The following is a 15,864-nucleotide window of genomic DNA, read 5'->3' on the forward strand; positions in this document are numbered from 1 at the left end:
CCAACCGGTCGCCACCTGGCACCCGAGCCTTCTGGAGGCGGAAAAGATGCCAGCGATCGTGCTCCTTGGCGCTCAGTGGGGCGACGAGGGCAAGGGCAAGGTTACCGACCTGCTGGGTGAGCGGGTCGACTACGTCGTGCGCTACTCCGGCGGCAACAACGCCGGTCACACCGTGATCACCCCGGACGGCCAGAAGTACGCACTGCACCTGATGCCCTCCGGAGCGCTCTCACCGAACGCGATGATCGTCATCGGCAACGGTGTGGTGGTCGACCCGAAGGTGCTGCTCGCCGAGATCGACGGCCTGGCCGAGCGCGGCGTCGACGTGTCCCGGTTGCGGATCTCCGGCGACGCGCACCTGATCATGCCGCACCACCGGGCGTTGGACCGGGTGATCGAGCGCTACCTCGGCTCGTCCCGGATCGGCACCACCGGCCGGGGCATCGGCCCCGCGTACGGCGACAAGGTCGCCCGGATCGGCATCCGACTGCAGGACCTGCTCGACCCGGGCATCCTGCGCAAGAAGCTGGAACTCGCCCTGCGCGAGAAGAACCAGATTCTGTTCAAGGTCTACAACCGCAAGGCGATCGACCTTGAGGCGACCGTCGAGGAGTACCTGGAGTACGCGGAGCGGCTCAAGCCGTACATCGCGGAGACCCGGGCAATGCTCTGGAACGCCCTGGACCAGGGCGAGACGGTGCTGCTGGAGGGGGCGCAGGCCACCATGCTCGACATGGACCACGGCACGTACCCCTTCGTGACCTCGTCCAACCCGACCGCCGGTGGTGCCTGCGTGGGCGCCGGCATCCCGCCCACCGCGATCAGCAAGGTCATCGCGGTGAGCAAGGCGTACACGACCCGGGTCGGCGCGGGGCCGTTCCCGACCGAGCTGTTCGACGCCAACGGTGACCACCTGCGCAAGATCGGTGCCGAGTACGGCACGACCACCGGACGGGAACGCCGGTGCGGGTGGTTCGACGCGGTCGTCGCCCGGTACGCCTGCCGCCTCAACGGTGTCACCGACCTGGTCATCACCAAGCTGGACGTGCTCACCGGCATGCCCAAGGTGCCGATCTGCGTCGGCTACGAGATCAACGGCGTGCGGGTCGACGACATGCCGATGAGCCAGACGGACTTCCACCACGCCAAGCCGGTCTACGAGGAACTCGACGGCTGGTGGGAGGACATCACCAAGGCGAGAACCGCCGAGGACCTCCCGGAGAACGCCCGCCGTTACATCGCGCGGATCGAGGAACTCTGCAACGCCCGGGTCAGCGTCGTAGGAGTAGGCCCAGGCCGAGACGAAAACGTCCAATACCACCCCCTCCTCCCCTAACCCCGGGCCTTCCGCCCCGCCTTTTCTCGGTTGATCAAGAGGTTTGCGTCAAATCCAGGCCGGATTTTGACGCAAACCTCTTGATCACCGGGGCGAAGGGCGGGGTTATCCACAGGGCCCCGTGGGTTGTCCACAGGGGCTTCGGTGGGATGGGGTGGGTAGGCAGGGTGTTGGTGTGGGACCACACCAGCTTCTTCGTGACGTCGCGGCCGGGCAGGACGGGATGGTCACCCTGGCTCAGGCGTTGCGCGCCGGCCTGACCAGGGACGAGGTCCGACAGCTCTGCCGGTCCGGCAGGTGGCAGCGGCTTCTGCGCGGCTGCTTCGTGCCGGACGCGGAGTTGGGTGATTCGACGCGACGACGGGCGCGGATCCGCGCTGCGGTCGTGAGCCTTGGTCCAGGTGCCTTCGTTGTTCTGGACACCGCGTTGGAGCTGCACGGGATCGCGGGCCTCCGGCGGACTGCGCAGGTCCACGTCTCGGTGCCGGTGGATCGACCGAGGCATCAGCGCGTCCCGGTGCCGTGGCTGACCGTGCATCAGATGACTGTCGACCCCGGTGAAATCACGGAGGTTGCGGGCATTCGTGTGACGGCTCCGCTCCGCACTGTCTCTGACGTCGTTCTCCTGGTCGATCGCTACCCGGCGGTCTCGGTCCTCGATTCGGCGTTGAATCGACGCCGCATCGCCCCATCTCAACTGAGGGTGATCCCGAGCCTCGTCCGAGGGCGGCGGGGCGCGGTCGCGGCACGGGCTTACCTCGCCGAGGCCGACGGTCGGGCGCAGTCCCCGCTGGAGACCCGCAGCCGGCTGCGGTGCGTGGACGGTCGGGTGCCACCGGACGCGCTGCAGTTGGAGGTACGCGACGACGACGGCTATCTGCTCGGGATTGGTGACCTGGGCTGGCGCGGTCCGAGGGTCATCGCGGAGGCGGACGGCCGAGACGCCCATGGCGCGCCTGAAGCTGCCTTCGCCGACCGCCGCCGACAGAATCGCCTGGTCAACGCCGGCTGGACCATCCTGCGCTTCACCTGGCAGGACACCCTGCACCCGGAATACATCCCGGAGACGGTCCGTCAGGCCATCGCAGCCGCCCAGCGCAGGTGATCAAGATGTTTGCGTCAGGATCCCGCCCTGATTTGACGCAAACCTCTTGATCAACGGGGCTAGCTGCGGGGGCAGTAGGATGCCGGCGTGCGCGTTCTTTTGGTGGGTGGTGGCGGGCGGGAGCATGCGCTTGCGCTCGGGCTGGTGGCGGATTCGGGCGTCTCGGCGCTGATTGCCGCGCCGGGTAATCCGGGTATCGCTTCTCTCGCTGAGCTGCGGGCGGTGACTCCGACAGATCCTGCGGCGGTGGCGGCGCTGGCCGTGGAGACCGCGGCTGACCTGGTGGTGATCGGGCCGGAGGCGCCGCTGGTCGCCGGGGTCGCCGACGCGGTACGTGCCAAGGGCATCCCCGTGTTCGGCCCGTCCGGCGCGGCCGCCCAACTGGAGGGCTCGAAGGCGTTCGCCAAGGACGTGATGACCGCTGCCGGCGTACCGACCGCCCGGGCGTACGTCTGCACTGACGACGAGAGCACCGCGCGGGCGCTGGACGAGTTCGGTGCCCCGTACGTGGTGAAGGATGACGGGCTCGCCGCCGGCAAGGGCGTTGTGGTGACCGACGACCGGTCGGCAGCGCTGGCGCATGCCCGCGAGTGCGGACGGGTCGTTGTCGAGGAGTTCCTCGACGGCCCGGAGGTCAGCCTCTTCGTGGTCACCGACGGTGAGGCGGCGTTGCCGCTGCTGCCGGCTCAGGACTTCAAGCGGCTGGGCGACGGTGACACCGGGCCGAACACCGGCGGCATGGGGGCGTACGCGCCGCTGGCGTGGGCCCCGTCCGGCCTGGTCGACGACGTGATGCGCGACGTGGTCCATCCGACGCTCGCGGAGATGCGTCGCCGGGGCACGCCGTTCGCCGGTCTGCTCTACGTGGGGCTCGCGATCACGGCGGCCGGCCCTCGGGTGATCGAGTTCAACGCGCGCTTCGGCGACCCGGAGACCCAGGTGGTGCTGGCGCTGCTGGAGACCCCGCTGGCCGGGCTGCTGCACGCCGCTGCCACCGGCACGCTGGCCGAGCATCCGCCGCTGCGGTGGCGCGACGGCAGCGCCGTGACAGTGGTGCTCGCCTCCGAGGGCTACCCGGCGGCGCCGCGTACCGGCGATGTGATCACCGGCGCGGCCGCGCCGGGCATCATCCACGCCGGCACCGCCCGCCGGGCCGACGACGGTGCCCTGGTCTCCGCGGGCGGCCGGGTCCTCTGCGGTACGGCCACCGGCGCCGACCTGGCCGCCGCCCGGGACGCCGCGTACGCGCTGGTGGACGGGGTGGGCCTGCCCGGTTCGCAGCACCGCACCGACATCGCGGCCACCGCGATCGAGGGGCGGATCACCATCCCCGGCGGGACGGTTCAGCCGTAGTAGCGGCGTAGTTCACGGGCGAGCACCTTGCCCGTGGCGTTGCGGGGCAGGTACTTGACGTAGACCACGTCCCGGGGCACCGAGAAACGTGCCAGGTAGTGCCGGACGTACTCGCGTACCGCCTCGGGGTCGAGTGTCTCGCCGGGATGGAGGGCGAGGAACGCGGAGAGGCGCTGGCCGTACTCGGGGTCGGGCACGCCGATCACGGCCACCTCGCGGACCTGGGGCAGTTGGGCGAGCAGATCCTCCACCTCGGAGGGGAAGACGTTCTCCCCACCGGAGACGATCATGTCGTCGGCCCGACCGTCGACGAAGAGCAGTCCGTCGGCGTTGAGTCGGCCGAGGTCGCCGGTGTCGAGCAGACCGTCGCGGGTTTCCCGGCTGGCGCCGGAGGTGTACCCCTCGAAGAGCATTTCGTTGCCGACGAAGATCCGCCCGACCCGTCCGTCCGGCACGGGTCGGCCGTCGTCGTCGAGCAGCTCCAGCCGGGTGCCGTGCGGGGGACGCCCGGCGGTGGTGGGTGCCTGGCGCAGGTCCTGTGGGTCGGCGATGGACGCCCAGGAGACCTCGGTGGAGCCGTACAGGTTGTAGAGGACGTCGCCGTAGGCGTCCATGAACTTCGGAGCGAGACCGCCGGGCAGGGCCGAGCCGCTGACCGCGACGACGGTGAGCGAGGGGCGTGGGTCGGGCGGGGGCACCTCCAGCAGCCGTTGCAGCATCACGGGTACGGCGAACAGCGCGTCGCACCGGTTCGCGGTCAGGGCGGCGAGCGTGGCGGCCGGGTCGAAGCGGCGGTGCAGCACGATGGTGGCCCGCAGGGCCAGGCACACCTGGAGGGCGGCCAGTCCCCAGGTGTGGAAGATCGGTGCGGCGATCATCACCCGGTCCCGGGCGTGCAGGGGGATCCGGTCGATGATGGACACCAGCGGGCCGAAGCCGCCCGGTGTGGGTCGGCGGGCGCCCTTGGGCGTACCGGTGGTGCCGGAGGTGAGCACGATGATCCGGCCGTCGCGTTCCGGCGGGTACAGGTCACCGGGCAGTGCCCCGGCGACCAGTTCCTCGCGGGCGCGTTCGTCGAGCCGGTGCAGCTCGGCGGGAAGGCCGAGGACCCGGTCGGCGAACTCGTCGTCGTGCACCAACAGCCGCAGTCGCTGCTCCTCGGCGACGGTGCCCAGTTGGGCTGCGGAGAGCCCGGTGTTGACCAGCACCGCGTCGACGCCGAGGAGGGTGGCGGCGACGATCGTCTCGATCAGTCCGTGGTGGTTGCGGCAGAGCACGCCGATCCGGTCACCCGTCTGCACACCGAGGCCGGCCCGCATGGACCGGGCCATCCGTTCGGCCCGGTCGAGCAGGTCGTGGTAGGTCAGCTCGACGCCGGCCTCGTCGATGACCGCGGTGCGGCCCGGGTCCCGGGCAGCGGCCTGACGCAACTCGCCCGCCAGGCTCCATCCCCAGGTACGCAGGGCGTTGAGCTGCGAGGCGACCCGGATCGGGCTGCCCGGGGTGAGCAGGCCGCGACGGGTCAGCGTGGCGACGACGAACGGCAGGTCCATGCCGCAGACCTCCTACGGGTGGTACGCGGACGGGCGGTGCGGTTCCCCGTCCATCAGGGCTTCTCTCCTTGATCATGCACCGGGCGTGGCTGAGGGCCCAGTCGGCGGCGGCTCGGGGTGATGAAGACAGCACGGTTGGTGGGATGGACGAGTCGGGTTCAGCGGATCTGCATCCCGGAGATCGCCCGGGAGATGACCAGTCGTTGGATCTCGGAGGTGCCCTCGAAGATGGTGTAGATCTTGGCGTCCCGGTACCAGCGTTCGACCGGGTGGTCGCGCAGGAAGCCAGCCCCGCCGAGCAACTGCACCGCCTTCTCGGTGACCGACACCGCCACCTCGCCGGCCTTGAGCTTGGACATCGAGCCCTCGCCGGCGCTGAACGGGCGGTTGTTGCGCCCCATCCACGAGGCCCGCCAGACCAGCAGCCGTGCCGCGTCGATCTCCATCCGCATGTCGGCCAGGGTGAACGCGACCGCCTGGTTCTCGATGATGGGCCGTCCGAACTGGACCCGGTCCTTCGCGTAGTCCAAGGAGTATTCGTAGGCGGCCCGCGCCACACCGAGTGCCTGCGCGCCCACAGTGGGTCGGGACAGCTCGAAGGTCCGCATGGCCGCCTGACCGGTGGCGCGTTGACCGGAGCGTGCACGGTCGAGGCGTTCCAGCAGGGCGTCCCGCCCGCCGAGCAGGCAGCGACCGGGCACGCGTACCCCGTCGAGGAAGACGTCGGCGGTGTGCGACGCGCGGAGGCCGAGTTTGCGCAGCTTGCGGGTGGCGGCCAGGCCGGGGGTGCCGGGCGGTACGACGAACGCCGCCTGACCGCGGGAGCCGAGCGTGGGGTCGACCGATGCGGTGACCACGTGCACGCCGGCGATCCCGCCGTTGGTGGCGTACGCCTTCTGGCCGGTCAGCACCCACTCGTCGGTGGCCTCGTCGTAGACGGCGCGGGTGCGCATCGCGCCGACGTCGGAGCCGGCCTCCGGCTCGGTGGTGCAGAACGCCGCGACGGCCGGTGAGTCGGCGTCGCCGAAGCACTGCGGCACCCACTCGACCATCTGGTCCGGGGTGCCGGCGCCGTAGATGGCGGCGACGGCGAGCGAGGTGCCGAAGATGGAGAGGCCGATGCCGGCGTCACCCCAGAAGAGTTCCTCGCTGGCGATCGGCAGGGAGAGGCCGGTCGGGTCGGCCCAGCAGGTCGCGAGGAACTCGAAGCCGTAGAGGCCGACCTTGGCGGCTTCCTGGATCACCGGCCACGGGGTGTCCTCGCGTTCGTCCCACTCGGCCGCGGCCGGGCGCACGACCTCGGCGGCGAAGCCGTGCACCCAGTCGCGTAGATCCCGCTGTTCCTCGTTCAGGTCGAGCGAGAACTCAGCCATGTCAGGCCTTGGGGATGTCGAACAGGTTGGCGATGTTGGCGGCGAGGCCGAGGTCGCCCTTCGCCTTCAGCTTGCCGGTCATGAACATCATCACCGGGTTGGCGCCACCGGAGACGATCTTCAGGAACTCGACCGGGCCCATGGTCAGGCTCAGCTTCGGGTCGTGCTGCGGGGTCTCGTTGACCACGCACGTGCCGTCGGCGATGACCACCTCGTAGGTGTCGCTGCCGCCGTCCGGGCGGCCGGTGATGACCCAGTGGATGACCGCGTTGGTGGCGCCGGCCCGGTCCGCGCGGAACAGCGACGGCATCCGGTTGAACACCTCACCGAGGATCTTGCCGCGCATGTCACCGGCCATCACCTGGGCGATCTTGTCGTCCGGGGTGGACTTGACCAGCTGGGCGAACTCCTTGGGGCCCACGTTGGCGAAGGTGGCCGGGTCGAAGTCAGTCATCAGGTGTGCCTTCCGGAAGATTGGCTACTCGCGCGTAACCCTACGCACGAGTAGGTATGCTCGCAAGGTGTCCACCCCTCCCGCCTTCAAGCGCCTGCCACGCGCCGTCCGCGAGCAGCAGATGCTCGACGCGGCCGTGAAGGTCTTCTCCCGGCGCGGCTTCCACGCCGCCAGCATGGACGAGATCGCGGAGGACGCCGGCATCTCCAAACCCATGGTGTACGCGTACCTCGGCACCAAAGAGGAACTCTTCGTCGCCTGCCTGCACCGGGAGGGCACCCGGATGATGCAGGCCATCGCCGGTGCGGCGGCCCCCGACCTGCCGGCCGACGAGCGACTCTGGCGTGGGCTGCGGGCCTTCTTCGGTTTCGTCGGCGCACACCGCGACGGCTGGGCGGTGCTCTACCGGCAGGCGCGGGGCGAGCAGCCGTTCGCCGGTGAGCTGGCCACCATGCGCGCCCGGTTGGTCGAGGTGGTCGCCGGGATGCTCGACCACGCGCTGCGCGCCGAGGGTCGCGAGATCGCGCCCACCGACCTGGAGGTCGTCGCGTACGCCCTCGTCGGCGCGACCGAGTCGCTGGCCGACTGGCTCGCGGACCACCCGGAGGCCGACCCGGAGAAGACGGCCACCCGGATGATGAACGTGGCCTGGCTGGGTGCGGCCCAGCTCCTGCACGGGGTGACCTGGCGTCCGCCGACGCACTGACTCCCCGGCGTCACCGCACCGGGGTCCGGCCCACCGGCTCGGACACGGGTGCCGGCCGTGCGGATCGGCGCCGGTTGCCGAGCCAGCGGACCACCTCGACGACCACCGTCACCGTCAGGGCGAGGCCCAGACCAAGCAGCAGACCGCGGAGCGGGTCCTGTTCGAACGCCAACCCGCCGATGTAGCCGACCAACGCCGAGTAGAGCCCCCACGAGCCGGCGGCCAGCGCGTCGAAGGCCAGGAACCGACGCCGGGGAAAGTGCACCGCACCCATGGTGAGGGTGACGGCGGTCCGACCGCCCGGCACGTAGCGGGCCACGGTGAGGATCAGGCCCCCGCGCGTCGCGATCCCACGGCGTGCCCAGTCGGTCGCCCTCCGGCGGCGGCCGTCGGGCGGCAGCCGATCGAGCAGTCGCGCGCCACCACTTCGACCGATGGCGTACGAGACGTGGTCGCCGACGAGTGCTCCGGCGGCGGCCACCACTATGACCGCGGGCAGGTACGGCGCGCCCGAGGCGGCGAACACCCCGGCCGTGATCACCGCCGTCTCGCTCGGCACCACCGGAAAGAAGCCGTCGAGCACCGCGATGGCGAAGATCGCCAGGTACACCCAGGGCGAGGACATCGTGTCGTGCAGCAGGTCCAACAAATCCATGATCCTGATGCTGGTGCGCGCGGCGGTGCCAGCCATCGGCCAGTGGTCAGGTGGGCGGCACTACTTAGGTAGTGACCGGCCCGGATAGCAGATAGGGGTCTTCCCCCACCACACCCCGGTCTGACGGCGCGGGACGGCCGGGTTCGCTCGTGGAGCCCTACGCTCGCTGGGTGGCCTCCAGCAGCTCCGCTCCTCGGCGGTTCGTCCAGCGCTACGGGGTGCTGCTGCTCGCTGTCGTGGTCGCCGCCGCCGTCTGGGCCAGCGCGACAGGTGACATCGGTGTCCGCTCGCCGCTGCCGGGCGCGGCAGTGCTGGTGCTCGCGGTGTTCTCGGGTTGGGCCGCCAGCACGGTCCGGACCCGCCGCTGGCCCGTGTTCCTGGCTGCGGCGCTGGGCTGGTTGGTGCTCGCCGCCGCGGCGGCCGGGGTGGTCGCCTCGTACCAGGCGGGTCTGCGGCTGCGGGGTCGGCGACTCGCCACCTACCTCGTCGGGGCTGCCGTGGTGCTCGCCGGTGGGGTCGTGGTCGGGGTGCAGGTGGGCGGCGTACGCCGGATCACCACCGCCAGCACCGGCAATGTGCTGCTGCTCGCCGCCTGCCTGGTCGGACTTCCGTTGGTCGTCGGCCTGTGGGTGCGGGCGCGCCGGGACACACTCGCCGCTCTGCGGGACCGGGCCGAACGGTTGGAACGCGAGCGGGAGGCGCACGCCGACCGGGTCCGCGCCGAGGAGCGGACCAGGATCGCCCGGGAGATGCACGACGTGGTGGCACACCGGGTCTCGTTGATGGTGGTGCACGCCGGTGCCCTGGAGGTGACCGCTGCCGACCCGGCAACCGTCGAGGCCGCCGCGTTGATCCGGACGACCGGCCGGCAGGCGCTCACCGACCTGCGCGAGGTGCTGGGTGTGCTGCGACAGGCCGAGGCGGCAGTGGTGCCGGAGCGAGGGCTCGACGCGTTGGACGAGCTGATCGGGGAGTCCCGTGCCGCAGGTCTCCAGGTGTCCCGGCAGGACGAGGGCGAGCCGACAGCACTACCGGCGACGTTGGGGCGGACCGCGTACCGGGTGGTCCGCGAGGCGTTGACGAACGTGCGCAAGCACGCGGCCGACGCCGAGACTGTCGTTCGCCTGCGCTATCTGCCCGACGGGCTGGAGGTGCTGGTCCGCAACGGCCCGTCCGAGAGCGGGTCGGCGCTGCCCGGCGCCGGGCAGGGTTTGCTCGGGCTGCGCGAGCGGGTGGAGCTGCTCGGCGGTCGGCTGGAGGCGACGGCGGCGGACGGCGGTTTCCTGGTCCGGGCCCTGATCCCGCTGGGGGACGCGGCGTGATCCGGGTGCTGGTGGTCGACGACGAGCAGCTCGTCCGCGCCGGGCTGCGGCTGATCCTGGAGGCGTCCGAGGACGTCACAGTGGTCGGCGAGGCGGCGGACGGCGCGGGCGCGCTGGAGCAGACCCACCGGTTACGCCCCGACGTGGTTCTGCTCGACGTGCGGATGCCGGGCGTCGACGGGCTGACCGTCGCGCCGGAGGTGGTCGCCGCCGGCGCGAAGGTGATCATGCTGACCACCTTCGACCTCGACGAGTACGTGCACCGGGCGCTTCGTGCCGGCGCTGTCGGGTTCCTGCTCAAGGACACCCCGCCCCGTGAGTTGGCCGCCGCCGTCCGGACGGTGGCGGCCGGGCACGCGATGCTCGCCCCGACCGTGACCCGGCGGCTGATCAGCTCGTTCGCCGACCGTGGCCCGGCCCGGCGGGACGCGGCTCGCCAGCGGCTCGCACCGCTCACCACGCGGGAGTTGGAGATCGTCCGGGAGGTGGCGCGCGGGCACGGCAACGCGGAGATCGCCCGGCGGTTGACGATGAGCGAGGCCACCGTGAAGGCGCACGTCAGCCGGGCGCTGGCGAAGTTGCACGCGGGCAACCGGGTGCAGTTGGCGATCCTGGTGCACGATGCCGACCTGCTGTGACGCGCCGCGGCGACGCCGGCGGGAGGCGGGGCCCGGTCAGCGGCGGGAGGCCGCGCGGCGGTGGGCCCGGCGGCGCAGCCAGCGGATCCCCTCCAGACCGAACGTGATGACCAGCGAGACCCCCACCCCGACCAGTACGCCCTTCACCGGATCGCGCTCGAAGGCCAACCCGCCGAAGTAACCGAGCAGCCCGCAGTACAGCGCCCAGGTGACCGCCGCGATGCTGTCGTACAGCAGGAATGCCCGGCGGGGATAGCGCACCGCGCCCATGGTGAGGGTGACCGCCGTACGACCGCCCGGCACGTACCGGCTGGTCGTCAGGATGATGCCGCCGCGCCGGTCCACGGCCCGGCGGGCCCAGTCGGAGCCGGCCCGTCGCCGGCTGCCGTCCGGTAGGCGGGCCAGCCGGTGCGCGCCGCCGCCCCGACCGATCGCGTAGGAGATGTGGTCGCCGACCAGCGCGCCGACGGCGGCGCTGACGATCACCAGCGTCAGGCTGGGGTGTCCTCCGCTCGCCGAGAGCACCCCAGCGGTGATCACTGCCGCCTCGCCGGGCACCGCCGGAAAGAACGCGTCGATCGCGGTGAGCCCGAAGATCACCAGGTACACCCACGGCGATGTGACCGTCCCACGGAGGAGGTCGAGCAGGGTGTCCATCCCCCCATGCTTGATGGCTCGGCGGCGGTCGGTGGCGCTTCGCCGACATTGCGCCGAATGGTCAGCCGATAACCGCCTCAACTCGTTGCGTCAAACGACACTGCCGGGGCTGCTGGAAGCCGACGCTTGTGGGCCGTGGCGCGGTATCGGTGGTGGATGGCCTGGGCGACGGCGGGCCGCACGGGCTGGCTTTCCAGGAAGTCGTCGATGTCGTCGTAGCCGTATCCGAAAACTTCTTCATCGGGCTTGCTCGGTTGCAGGGACTCCAGATCAGCTGTGGGCGTCTTGCGGATCAGCGAGGGTGGCACACCCAGCGTGTGGGCGATCGCGCGTACACGTCGTTTGGTCAGGCCGGCCAGCGGCACGAGGTCGGCGGCCCCGTCACCATGCTTGGTGAAGAAGCCCATGACGGCCTCGGCGGCGTGGTCGGTGCCGACGACAAGCCCACCGAGGGCTCCGGCCACGGCGTACTGGGCGATCATCCGTTGTCTGGCCTTGATGTTGCCGAGGATGAAATCCTGCTGGTGCGCGTCAGCCAGGGTTAGGCCGCCGCTGAGCAGCGCCTGCAGGCTTGCGTCGCTGGCCGGTTGGATGTCGACGGCCAGCAACTGGTCGGGTTGGATGAACGCCAACGCGGCTTGGGCGTCGTGCTCGTCACGCTGGTCGCCGTAGGGCAGACGCATCGCGACGAAGGTGGCGTGGTGTCCGCTGTGGCGTGCCCGCTCGACGGCGAGCTGACACAACCGTCCCGCTGTGGTGGAGTCGATGCCCCCGCTGATGCCGAGTACCAAGGCAGCGTGGCCGATGTCGGCCAGTGCGTCGGTCAGGAAGGCGACCCTGCGCTCGATCTCGTGGCCCGGATCGAATGCGGCTTCCACCTGCAACTCGCGGGCGATGCACTGTTGGATTGCCGGGGTCATCGTGATCGGGACGGGCGTATCGGAAGGGCTCGCCTCGATCATCGCTTCTCGCTGCCAGCCGGGGGGTAATGGGCGCCGTTGAATGTGACTCGCAGCGCGTATACCGAGGTTCCGGCGGTGATGAACAGATGGTTGCGTTTCGGCCCACCGAAGGCGAGGTTGGCTACCGGTTCGGGTAGTAGCAGCTTGCCGATCAGGGTTCCGTCGGGGTCGAAGCAGTGCACACCGTCCCAGGCCGCAGCCCACACCCGAGCAGCGTCGTCGAGACGAATGCCGTCGAAACGGCCGAAGTCGCACTCAGCGAAGATCTTCCCACCGCTGAGGGTGCCATCGGCCATGACGTCGAAGACGCGGATGTGACTGGGGTCCTGTCGTGTGTCCACGATGTAGAGCTGTTGTTCGTCGGCCGAGAACGCCAGGCCGTTGGGGCGGCAGAAGTCATCCGCGACGACCTGCATGTCGCCGGTCGCAGGGTCCAGGCGAAATACATAACAGGCGCCGTCGAAATCACTGTCGCCTCTGTTGCCCTCGTAGTCGTTGTGAATGCCGTAACTCGGGTCGGTGAACCAGATCGTGCCGTCGGCGCGGACGACCACGTCGTTGGGGCTGTTGAGCCGCTTGCCGTGGAAACCGTCGGCGAGCACTGTGATCGTGCCGTCGTGCTCGGTGCGGGTGATCCGCCGATTGCCCTGCTCGCACGTGACAAGCCGACCCTGTCGGTCCACGGTGTTGCCGTTGGCGTAGCCAGAGCCGTGGCGGTAGACGCCGACAGCGCCCGTGGTCTCATCCCAACGCAACATCCGGTCGTTGGGGATGTCGCTCCACACCAGGTAACGGCCAGCCGGAAAATACGCTGGCCCCTCAGTCTTGCGTGCGCCGCTGTGCAGCCGTTCGACCACGAAGTCGCCGTCGCAGCCGCGGAACCGCTCGTCCAACGGGTGAAACTCAGCGGGAACGGTCTCGGTCATCGCCGCGCCTCCTAATGCCGGAGTGTTGTTCGGCAGGATCCTATAAGTACCGTACCTGATATGTTCTACAGTAAATCTTCCGAACCTCATTCGATGGAGATGCCCCGGTGGTAGATGACATCGACCGCGCGTTGCTGGCGCACCTGCAGCGCGACGCCACCCAGTCCTACGCGGCGCTGGCCAAGGCGGTGGGCCTGTCCGCCGGCTCGGCCCATGATCGGGTACGCAAACTGCGCGAACGCGGCGTGATCCGGCGGACCACCATCGACGTCGCCCCGGCAACCGTCGGCCGTGGCGTGGCGGCCTTCGTGATGGTCGACGCCGACTCGTGGATGGGCGACGCCCCCACTCGCGACGCCCTTGCGGCCATACCCGAGATTCAGGAAGCGCACATCATCGCCGGCGCGGCATCACTGCTGGTGAAGATCCGTACCGCGACGACCGAAGACCTGCAAGCGGCGCTGCGCCGCATCTTCGGCATCGACGGCGTCACCGGCACCCAGGCCATGGTCGTGCTGGAGACATTCTTCGAACGGCCGGTGAGCGTCCTCGACCAGCCCGGCGAACCGCACCCGGCGGATGCCGACGCGCCGCTACGTTAAGACCGAGCCGACCAGTGTCGGTGTGGTGAGCAGCGGACCGTGCGCGGTCTTGTGAGCGGCGGTGGGGCCGTGCGAGGTCAGCGCCACGGGCGTGCCCAGTTCCGCGCCGACCGCCTCCGTCCAGTCCGTCGGCGGGTCGTCGTAGACCGGGCGGGAACGCAGCAGTCGGGCGGTGAGCGCGGCCTGCCGGTCCAGGTCACCGGGCGGGCCGGGGGTGAGGTGGTCGGTAGTGTCGTAGCGCCGGCAGAACCGCAGGTCAGGGCCGGCCAGGTCGAGGTGGGTCAACGCCAGGCCGTCGACCCCACCGGCCGCCGCGAGGGCGTACCGGTGGGCGACGGCGTCGAAGTGGCCGAACCGGAACCGGCCCTGCCACGGGTTCGTCGGGTTGTGCGGGTCGGCGAAGGGCAGCGCCGGGTCCTCGGTCACCAGCGGGCCGGCCCCGTGCCGGGTGGTGACCACCCGCAGCACCCCGACCCGGGTCACGTCGCCGGCCCGGCCCGCCTCGGCGAGCAGGCTGTCGGCGTTGGCGAACGTGGTGGTGCTCCACGTCGTGTACGGGTGGAAGCCGTGCCACTCGTCCAGCAGCACCCCCTGCGCGCCCTCGAAGACGCAGGTCCCGGAGCGCAGCGCACCGGCGAGCCAGCTCCGGTCGACGATGGCGACCCGCCCGGCGAATCCGGTGTACGCGGGCAGGCAGTCCTCGACCGGCGGCGCGTCCAGCGGGCCGAGTTCGGCGGTCAACCGGTCCCGCAGGACGGTCAGCCGGCGGCGCAGCAGCGCCGGGCTGTGGCAGTCGAGGACCCGGGGGGCGTCGTCCGGGTGGGCGAGACCGTACGCGACGGCCTCGCCCACCCCCAGCCCGCAGGAGCCGTGCCGGTCGGCTCCCCGGGCGATCTCCCGAGCCTGGTTGGCGGCCCGGTGGTACGGGGTGGCGAGCAGCGCCTCCCCGTCGACTGTCAGTCGGTCGAGCGCGTCGGTCACCCCCACCGTGGCGAGATGGTCGGCCTCGGCGGCCAGGGCCAGCGGGTCCACCACCACGTGCCGCGACAGGTGCGTACCGACCCCGCTGTGGAACGTGCCGGCGCCGAACTGCGCGAACGTGTGGTGCCGCCCGTCGCGCAGCACGACGTTGTGTGCCGCCTGCGCGCCCCCGTTGAAGCGGACCACCGTGTGCACGGGGCGGGTGGCGCAGAGCCAGTCCACCACCGTGCCCTTGCCGGCGTCGCCGTAGCCGAGGTCGACCACCACCACGTGCTTCACAGCCGGGTCACCCCGCCGGCGCTGTCGCGGAACGCCGGAAGCGTCGACACCTCGGCCCGCCGTCCCCGCCCGAGGCGGGCCAGCGCCTTCGACACGGTGCCGGTTGCGCCGGAGCCGGCGCGGTCCAGGTCACGCAACCCTTCGTCCAGGTCGATGGCCTGTTCACCGAGGCCGATGGTGAGCGCGATGGTCTCGCACACCGCGTCCAGGTCGTCGAGCACGACGGCGTTCTGCCCGAGCAGGTCCCGCCAGAAGTCCAGCACCGTGGCGTTGCCGGCGTAGTGGCTGCCGGCGGGGAGCAGGTAGTACGTGTCCCAGCGGCCTGTCACCTCGTCCACGATCTGCCGCAGCGGCACGTCCTCGGCCAGGTCGTCGCCGATCAGGCGGGCCACCTCCCGGGCCTTCACCTGCTTGTACGCCAGCTCGTCGCCGATGATGAACAGGTAACCGCGCCGGCCGCGCTTCTCCCAGCTGTCGGTGACGATGTGCCGGGCCATGAAGTACATGGCCAGCTCGTACGACTCGCTCATCTGCCCGCCGCCACCACCTTCGAGGACGATCCGGCCGAGGTCGTCGTCCATCCGGTTGTCCGACTCGAACTGGCCCACCTGCAACGGCACCCGGTCGCAGGTGGCGTCGCCGATCGCGCCGAACATGATCTGCGGGTCGCTGGCGTAACCCTGCCGTTGCAGCAGCCCGAGCAGTTGCGGCAGCTTGGTCTGCAGGACGCGCGGCACGGTGCGCATCGAGCCGGTCACGTCGAAGAGCACCGCGACGGGCGTCGAGCGGGGGTGCTCGTCGGAGTCGCGGCTCTCCCGCATCGCGTCGCGGGGGTCGAGCGCGGGGTGCACGGTGCGCGCCCCGCTGTCGCTGTAGGAGAAGGCGCTCCTGCCGGTGGACCGGCGGTAGCGGTCGGCGGCGTCGTACACGTCGGTGGACCAGATTCCACTGCCCATGACAGC

The 15,864-nt window shown here is 70.7% G+C and carries 16 protein-coding genes; 7 read left to right on the forward strand and 9 right to left on the reverse strand.

Features of this window, described 5'->3' with window-relative positions; translation table 11 throughout:
* The first annotated feature begins 46 nt into the window (after positions 1-46).
* From O7631_RS05920 to purD, 3 genes are all read left to right on the forward strand, one after another.
* Positions 47-1,336 carry an adenylosuccinate synthase gene (locus O7631_RS05920; protein WP_088986913.1) on the forward strand — a complete coding sequence of 430 codons (1,290 nt, stop codon included), beginning with the start codon at positions 47-49 and terminating at the stop codon, positions 1,334-1,336.
* A gap of 703 nt (positions 1,337-2,039) precedes the next feature.
* Positions 2,040-2,441 (forward strand): DUF559 domain-containing protein, encoded by a 402-nt coding sequence (locus O7631_RS05930; RefSeq protein WP_278143351.1) that lies wholly within the window; start codon positions 2,040-2,042, stop codon positions 2,439-2,441.
* Between the two features lie 87 nt (positions 2,442-2,528).
* A complete protein-coding gene (purD, locus tag O7631_RS05935) occupies positions 2,529-3,794 on the forward strand; it encodes a phosphoribosylamine--glycine ligase (RefSeq protein ID WP_278143352.1) in 1,266 nt (421 codons plus the stop codon).
* On the opposite strand, the gene O7631_RS05940 is transcribed toward purD, so the two are convergent.
* The 3 genes from O7631_RS05940 to O7631_RS05950 form a co-directional block, all read right to left on the reverse strand.
* Entirely contained in the window at positions 3,785-5,347 is a 1,563-nt protein-coding gene (locus O7631_RS05940) for an AMP-binding protein (RefSeq protein ID WP_278143353.1), read from the reverse strand. The two genes, purD and O7631_RS05940, sit on opposite strands and share 10 nt — an antisense overlap.
* 158 nt (positions 5,348-5,505) lie before the next feature.
* Positions 5,506-6,720, reverse strand: coding sequence for an acyl-CoA dehydrogenase family protein (locus O7631_RS05945; RefSeq protein ID WP_278143354.1), 1,215 nt, complete (start codon positions 6,718-6,720; stop codon positions 5,506-5,508).
* Position 6,721: 1 nt separating this feature from the next.
* Entirely contained in the window at positions 6,722-7,174 is a 453-nt protein-coding gene (locus tag O7631_RS05950) for an SCP2 sterol-binding domain-containing protein (protein WP_278143355.1), read from the reverse strand.
* A 67-nt stretch (positions 7,175-7,241) separates the two neighbouring features.
* Here O7631_RS05950 and O7631_RS05955 point away from each other — a divergent pair, with 67 nt between their 5' ends.
* Positions 7,242-7,880, forward strand: a complete 639-nt coding sequence (locus O7631_RS05955; protein ID WP_269681648.1) for a TetR/AcrR family transcriptional regulator — start codon at positions 7,242-7,244, stop codon at positions 7,878-7,880.
* Positions 7,881-7,890: 10 nt separating this feature from the next.
* Here O7631_RS05955 and O7631_RS05960 read toward each other — a convergent pair whose 3' ends face one another.
* Complete coding sequence (locus tag O7631_RS05960; protein ID WP_278147854.1) at positions 7,891-8,538, reverse strand: DedA family protein; 648 nt, start codon at positions 8,536-8,538, stop codon at positions 7,891-7,893.
* A 167-nt stretch (positions 8,539-8,705) separates the two neighbouring features.
* Between O7631_RS05960 and O7631_RS05965 the strand changes: the two genes are divergently transcribed.
* Entirely contained in the window at positions 8,706-9,857 is a 1,152-nt protein-coding gene (locus tag O7631_RS05965; protein ID WP_278143356.1) for a histidine kinase, read from the forward strand.
* On the forward strand, positions 9,854-10,495 hold the full coding sequence (locus O7631_RS05970; protein ID WP_278143357.1) for a response regulator transcription factor: 642 nt from the start codon (positions 9,854-9,856) through the stop codon (positions 10,493-10,495). The genes O7631_RS05965 and O7631_RS05970 overlap by 4 nt, the downstream gene beginning before the upstream one ends.
* Positions 10,496-10,531: 36 nt before the next feature.
* Here O7631_RS05970 and O7631_RS05975 read toward each other — a convergent pair whose 3' ends face one another.
* The 3 genes from O7631_RS05975 to O7631_RS05985 all read right to left on the reverse strand — a co-directional run bounded on the left by O7631_RS05975 (position 10,532) and on the right by O7631_RS05985 (position 13,040).
* Positions 10,532-11,152 carry a DedA family protein gene (locus tag O7631_RS05975; protein ID WP_278143358.1) on the reverse strand — a complete coding sequence of 207 codons (621 nt, stop codon included), beginning with the start codon at positions 11,150-11,152 and terminating at the stop codon, positions 10,532-10,534.
* A 77-nt stretch (positions 11,153-11,229) separates the two neighbouring features.
* Positions 11,230-12,114: an ammonia-dependent NAD(+) synthetase gene (gene nadE, locus O7631_RS05980; RefSeq protein WP_278143359.1), complete on the reverse strand. Its 885-nt coding sequence runs from the start codon at positions 12,112-12,114 to the stop codon at positions 11,230-11,232.
* Positions 12,111-13,040 carry an SMP-30/gluconolactonase/LRE family protein gene (locus O7631_RS05985; protein ID WP_278143360.1) on the reverse strand — a complete coding sequence of 310 codons (930 nt, stop codon included), beginning with the start codon at positions 13,038-13,040 and terminating at the stop codon, positions 12,111-12,113. Before O7631_RS05985 ends, nadE begins: the two co-directional genes overlap by 4 nt.
* A 107-nt stretch (positions 13,041-13,147) precedes the next feature.
* Here O7631_RS05985 and O7631_RS05990 point away from each other — a divergent pair, with 107 nt between their 5' ends.
* Complete coding sequence (locus O7631_RS05990) at positions 13,148-13,642, forward strand: Lrp/AsnC family transcriptional regulator (protein WP_278143361.1); 495 nt, start codon at positions 13,148-13,150, stop codon at positions 13,640-13,642.
* On the opposite strand, the gene O7631_RS05995 is transcribed toward O7631_RS05990, so the two are convergent.
* Positions 13,634-14,902: an adenylosuccinate synthetase gene (locus O7631_RS05995; RefSeq protein ID WP_278143362.1), complete on the reverse strand. Its 1,269-nt coding sequence runs from the start codon at positions 14,900-14,902 to the stop codon at positions 13,634-13,636. The two genes, O7631_RS05990 and O7631_RS05995, sit on opposite strands and share 9 nt — an antisense overlap.
* Positions 14,899-15,858 (reverse strand): hypothetical protein, encoded by a 960-nt coding sequence (locus O7631_RS06000; RefSeq protein ID WP_278143363.1) that lies wholly within the window; start codon positions 15,856-15,858, stop codon positions 14,899-14,901. The genes O7631_RS05995 and O7631_RS06000 overlap by 4 nt, the downstream gene beginning before the upstream one ends.
* Positions 15,859-15,864 lie beyond the last annotated feature (6 nt).

It is taken from the genome of Micromonospora sp. WMMD967 (assembly GCF_029626165.1).
GTDB lineage: Bacteria > Actinomycetota > Actinomycetes > Mycobacteriales > Micromonosporaceae > Micromonospora > Micromonospora taraxaci.